Below are 5,028 nucleotides of genomic sequence, written 5' to 3'. Positions count from 1 at the left end.
GACACCTTCTCCCACAAGGGGAGAAGGCAAGTCAGGCGCATCACCCCTTCGCCATCCCCTCAATCTCTCCCGCCGACAAAAACAGCAGCACCACATCCGACATCCCCAGCAGTGGCGTGAACGTGACGATCGTAATCCCACCCGTCGCATTGGTGCGGGTCAAGCCTTCGGAATAGATATCGAGCGGCGGTTCCTCGTCGAACCAGACGCCGTGTAAAGTCTCGCCCTGCCATTTCTCGCGGCCCTTCTCGAAGCTCTTGAACGACAGCACCGACTCGTCGGCCTGCACGTCGCCACCGCCACCCCAGCGCACCACGACGCTGTCGAGCGCGCCCGGTGCGCCGCGGCCCATGAAGGTCTGCACGATGGCGTCGGCCGGGATCATGCCGGTGCCCCAGGCCGCCTGCTGCTGCGGCGGGCCGACCAGCACGCGCTGCGGATTGTCACGCGTGCCTTCGCCGGTGACGCCGGCCGCCCACAGCCTGACAGCACTGTCAAACACCTTGCCTTTCCACCACTGGGGATAACGGCCGGTCAGATGCATGGCCCATTCGGCGCCCCCTGCCCTGGTCTTGCCGAGCTGGTTGCCGGCCATGAACAGGCGCTCGCGGTTCTGGGCGCCCGCTGCGTGAAACTCGGCCTGGCGTCGATACGGTCTATAGGCCGCCAAATGATTGGTCCGGCGCCGTCTGTCCAGTTCGGCCATCAGCGCCAGATATTCCGTCTTCACGGACATCGCCGGGTTCTTCGAGGAACGGTTTGACGACGGCCTCGAGGGCGCGGATGCGGCTGCGGATTTCGTCATCGCTCAGGCCGTCCATTTGGTTGATCGTGGCATCGAAATCCTTGGGCAGCACCGACAGCACGATCTTCAGATACTGGTCCGGCTTGTCGGCCCGCACCTCGGCGATGACGCCGGCGCCATGTGTGCGGAAATCGGCGCGCACGGCGGCCAGGAAATCGTCGCCCAGTGTTTTCCTGGCGCGCTTGCGGCGCGGCTTGTGTGTCGCGGCCGGTTTGGCGGCGGACCTGCGTCTCGCCGGCTTGCGGCGCGTTGGCTCGGTTGCGGTTTTGTCAGCCATGGACCTGGTCCATGGCGCTGGCATCGGCAGCGGAAACCATTTCGGCCTTGGGCGCCGCCGGTCGGGGCCGGCTAGCTCGCTTCTTCGAGCGAACCGTTTTCCTCTTTGCCTTCTTGGCGCGCTTCGGCCCTGTCGCCTGGGCGGGCTTCGTCGCACCGACAGGCTTTGCCACACCGGCCCGCGCCTTGAGCCGCGCCATGACGAGACCGACAAGGGGTCCGGCAATGCCGGTCTGCGGAAAACAAAAGCCGCCGACCGCATCCCGCACCATGCCGATCTTTACGCCGGGCGCGACCTGCTCGGCACACCCCAGGCGTGGCAGCGATGCCGCGCCCTCGAACTGGCCAACGGCGCTGACGATTTCCTGGCCGTCAGCATCGGTGATGATCGTGGCGTAGCGGTACATCGTGAGCCTCTTGAAGACTGGTGTAATTTGGTTCAATCAAAGGCGGCGGCGTCGCGGTGGCTGATGGCCTAGATAGAGGGCGAGTCCGATTGCCTCGATACCATCCGATCAGAGTGACCCCCGAGATAGATTGCGTCCAAAGCGACCTGCGCGAATTGCGCTGGACAGATGACGCGGTCGTGGCTGACTTCATAATCCCCGGCGACGAACACCATGTCTTGCGTGTTCTGTTCACCAATCAGGTGATCATCCGCATCCTCGACGAAATGCCGCTGAGCACCGAGCACGAGAACACGCCCAGGGAAGGTAACATTCCCCATCTTCGCCTATCGGGTCGAAGGCGCCACCTTTGAGACAATGCAATCCGAGACGTGGAAGTTCGCGCAGCACCCGGCAACACATTATCGCTTCGTGACCGGCTGGACATGCCTAGACGTTTTGTCGTCCAAGGAGCCGACCTTTCGGGTCGTCAAGCGAATGCCAATTTCAACCTTCGACTGACGACGAGAAACGTCTCGCAAAATACGGCAGCACAAAGCCAGAAACAAAAAACCCGCCTCGGCGGGGGGTCGTTGGCGCAACTCAGCACCATGGGGAAAAATGTAGCATAGCTGCACTCACCCCGTCAACCGGTTTCTGAGAAAAAATTCCTAAATCGATCGCAACTCCGGCCTGACCGACGCTGGCAAAGCGCGTTAAACCCTGCTTTTGCCGGCGGCTGGTCATAAGCCGGCAGGTGTGAAATCATTCGTCGAAGCTCATGGAATAATTCCCGTCGCACGGCCTTGTGGGAGAGGACGATGGACAGACCAGCCATGGCATCCGTGTTCAGGATGCGGCATGCACCGGCCACGGTTTCCGGGGTGCGCAGCACCGGCCAGGGTCAGGCCGATCCAGTCATCCGCGTGCGTTCGCTGGGCGAAGCCATCCGTTTCGTCGCCAACGCCTACCCCCAATACGACATCGGCGCCGTCGCCATCAGCTGTGGGGATGTTTCGATCGGCAGCCTCGGCAACCTGGAGGTCAAGGCGCTGTGGCGCGAATATGGCGAACGGCTGACGCAGGAATAGGCGTTCGCCCGCAGCCTTTCTGGAGCGGAAATGCCGCTCGCGCGTTTCAACCCCAGCCACGGGAGCAATCGCCATGAATGTCGCCAACCTGCAACTCGAAGGCCTGCTGATGGCCGTCGCCTCGATCAACCGCCTCCTGGTTCAAAAGGGGGTGCTGACGGCGGAGGAGATCAACCTGGCCTTGCGCAAGACCGAGGCCGGCGAGACCAACCAGGAGCGGTCCGAAGGCATGTCCGCGTCAAGCCGCGACGCCGTCAACTTTCCGATCCGGCTGCTGGAACTCGCCAACCAGTGCCAGCCGGAGGCGGAGATGCCGTCTTTTTCGAAGCTGGCCCGCATGGTCGGCAAGATAAAGGAACCCTACAACGACCAGCTGTGAGCGGGGCCGGCGGGCGTCCGCGGTGGCCCGCTGCCCACGCCTCAAGCCCTGCCCGGCCATCCCGAATTGAGCGAAAGCACCTTGCCCGGTCCATGTACGGCCGCAAACAGCAGTCCGGCCAGGAACGAAAAATGGTCGACGAAGAAGCCGAACTCGGCCTGGTTGTCGGCCCAGTGGCTGGGTCCGTGAAAGGCGAAGCCGAGGAACAGCACATAGGCGGCGGCGACCAGGGCTGCCTGCGAGAAGAAGGCGCCGGTCAGGAAGCACAGCACCAGCGCGACTTCCAGGATCGCCGCGCACCAGGCCAGGAACAGCGGAAATGGGAAGCCGGCAGCGGCGATATAGCCGGCGGTGGCGTCCATGCCCATGAACTTGAAGGTCACGGCCATCAGGAAGACGCCGGCGAAGATCAGCCGGGCGACGACAAGGGCCGCGGTCTGCCACGGTGATTGAGTGATTTGCGACGACATGCTCGTTCTCCAGCTTTGCAGGTTGATCGCTCCTAGGACGCGCGACCGGCGCCAGGTCCGACACATCAGGCCAATTTTTCTCGACAGGATCGCAGAGGGGTTTCGAAGCGTCACACCGTACGGCAAGAGCGATTTTCGGTTTGCCGGCTGACGGCATATTATTGCTCGCTCCAAGGGGGAATCGGACATGGCCAAGGCATTGACCATCGGCGCACCGCGGCATCCGGCGACGAGCACCGCCTACGAACAGGAATGCAGGGATATCCTGGTTCCGCATCTCGACGCCCTGCTCCGCAAGGTCGAGGCCGCCGGCTGGGACCGCGGGCAGGCCGCTCGGCGCTCATGTATCTCGCCGCGATGCGGCTGAAGCCGGCCTGACGACACGCCGGCCCGGACGGCTTTCCGGCGCATAGCGATGTTGAAACTTGTTGGTAATCACGGACGTGATATCGTTAGTCGGGGCTAATGCACCGGTGTGTCGGTGCAGGGATTTTGGGTGGGCTGAAATTTGCGCACGAGCGTCAGGTTTGGGGCGACATCTCATGGCGAGCGGTCGGCACCGCTGGAGTGCAGCGGCTGCGGCGGCGCTGGCCAGGTCTTCGAATGCCCCCGCTGGACGAGTTCCAACGGCCATTGCTGCCCCGCCGGCACGCACCGGCGCGGCTGCCCCGGCCTCAGCGCGGCATGCTCCGAATGTGACGGCGACCACGCTGCCGCCGCCGACCCCATGCAGCCCTCGGCCTGATACAGGCCTATCGCAGCCCAGGCCGTGTCGTCTGGTGGAACCGGCGGCGCCAATCTGTGTTATGTCGTGTTGATCGCGGGCGCCGAAGGCTGCGCGTCCCCGACAACAGAAAGCGAGGCCTGAGATGGCTGACGACAAGTCGAAGACGAAACAGGACCGCAAGCAGGTCTCGAGCGAAGAGCCCTACGAGGTTGCCGCCTTTGCCCGCAAATACGGCATCCCGCCAAGCGAGGCACAGACCATCATCAAGCGCTACGGCCCCTCGCGCAAGAAGCTCGACGCCCATATGGCGGCCCGCGGCTAGCCGAAACCATTTCGCCTGGGCGGCGTTGAAGATGCTGCGGGCCGTGTCAACCGGGCCTGGTGGTACGGTGAACAGGATGTCTTTTTCCCGGTTTCTCATCCTGGCCAACGAAACGGCAGACGAGCATCTGTCCCACCCGGCCCGCAGCGCCACGCATTGAGGGAGGTCGCCATGTCCGACACCATACGCAGGACCGGCAGCTGCCTGTGCGGCGGCGTGCAGTTCGAGGTTCACGGCCCGCCATTGCGCGTTGGCCTGTGCCACTGCAAGGATTGCCGCAAGGCCGGCGGTTCGGTCTATTCGGCCTTTGCCATCTGGCCGCGCGAGGCCTTCGAGACCACCGGCCTCATCAGCTCCTATGGCACGCGCAGCTTTTGCCCGACATGCGGCGGCCGCGTCGCCTGGGTCGACGACAACGAGGCCGAGGTGGCGATCGGCAGCCTCGACATCGCGCCGACCGATCTCGTGCCCGAATATGAATTGTGGACCTCCAGGCGCGAGACCTGGCTGCACGCTCTGCCCGGCACCGAACAGTTCGAGCATGACCGCCCAGCGCAGCACAGCGCCGAAGC

10 protein-coding genes are annotated in these 5,028 nt (G+C 63.8%); 6 read left to right on the top strand and 4 right to left on the bottom strand.

What is annotated here, in order from left to right:
* Window positions 1-40: 40 nt before the first annotated feature.
* Genes EOC06_RS10360 through EOC06_RS10350 form a run of 3 tightly spaced genes read right to left on the bottom strand, consistent with a single transcriptional unit; the run spans window position 41 to window position 1,488 of the window.
* Entirely contained in the window at window positions 41-736 is a 696-nt protein-coding gene (locus EOC06_RS10360) for a terminase family protein (protein WP_245469457.1), read from the bottom strand.
* A complete protein-coding gene (locus tag EOC06_RS10355) occupies window positions 657-1,082 on the bottom strand; it encodes a hypothetical protein (protein WP_245469455.1) in 426 nt (141 codons plus the stop codon). Before EOC06_RS10355 ends, EOC06_RS10360 begins: the two co-directional genes overlap by 80 nt.
* Window positions 1,075-1,488, bottom strand: coding sequence for a hypothetical protein (locus EOC06_RS10350; RefSeq protein ID WP_128307681.1), 414 nt, complete (start codon window positions 1,486-1,488; stop codon window positions 1,075-1,077). Before EOC06_RS10350 ends, EOC06_RS10355 begins: the two co-directional genes overlap by 8 nt.
* A gap of 179 nt (window positions 1,489-1,667) precedes the next feature.
* Between EOC06_RS10350 and EOC06_RS42145 the strand changes: the two genes are divergently transcribed.
* The 3 genes from EOC06_RS42145 (at window position 1,668) to EOC06_RS10335 (ending at window position 2,937) form a co-directional block, all read left to right on the top strand.
* On the top strand, window positions 1,668-1,841 hold the full coding sequence (locus EOC06_RS42145; protein WP_245463675.1) for a hypothetical protein: 174 nt from the start codon (window positions 1,668-1,670) through the stop codon (window positions 1,839-1,841).
* A 447-nt stretch (window positions 1,842-2,288) separates the two neighbouring features.
* The gene (locus tag EOC06_RS10340) at window positions 2,289-2,558 is read left to right on the top strand and encodes a hypothetical protein (RefSeq protein ID WP_127331692.1); all 270 of its coding nucleotides are present in this window, start codon (window positions 2,289-2,291) and stop codon (window positions 2,556-2,558) included.
* A 73-nt stretch (window positions 2,559-2,631) separates the two neighbouring features.
* A complete protein-coding gene (locus EOC06_RS10335; RefSeq protein ID WP_127321671.1) occupies window positions 2,632-2,937 on the top strand; it encodes a hypothetical protein in 306 nt (101 codons plus the stop codon).
* Window positions 2,938-2,978: 41 nt separating this feature from the next.
* On the opposite strand, the gene EOC06_RS10330 is transcribed toward EOC06_RS10335, so the two are convergent.
* Entirely contained in the window at window positions 2,979-3,407 is a 429-nt protein-coding gene (locus EOC06_RS10330; RefSeq protein ID WP_127321670.1) for a DoxX family protein, read from the bottom strand.
* A gap of 187 nt (window positions 3,408-3,594) precedes the next feature.
* On the opposite strand from EOC06_RS10330, the gene EOC06_RS10325 reads away from it, so the two are divergent.
* From EOC06_RS10325 to EOC06_RS10315, 3 genes are all read left to right on the top strand, one after another.
* Window positions 3,595-3,774 (top strand): hypothetical protein, encoded by a 180-nt coding sequence (locus EOC06_RS10325; RefSeq protein WP_164898530.1) that lies wholly within the window; start codon window positions 3,595-3,597, stop codon window positions 3,772-3,774.
* Between the two features lie 502 nt (window positions 3,775-4,276).
* On the top strand, window positions 4,277-4,456 hold the full coding sequence (locus EOC06_RS10320; protein ID WP_023813816.1) for a DUF3606 domain-containing protein: 180 nt from the start codon (window positions 4,277-4,279) through the stop codon (window positions 4,454-4,456).
* Between the two features lie 171 nt (window positions 4,457-4,627).
* A partial coding sequence (locus EOC06_RS10315) for a GFA family protein (RefSeq protein WP_164898532.1) occupies window positions 4,628-5,028 on the top strand: 401 nt, incomplete at its 3' end.

Origin of the sequence: Mesorhizobium sp. M7A.F.Ca.MR.362.00.0.0, assembly GCF_004023175.1 — a bacterium.
Classification (GTDB): domain Bacteria; phylum Pseudomonadota; class Alphaproteobacteria; order Rhizobiales; family Rhizobiaceae; genus Mesorhizobium.
Note: the sequence above shows the minus strand (reverse complement) of the source record. Positions and strands in the feature narration are given on the sequence as shown.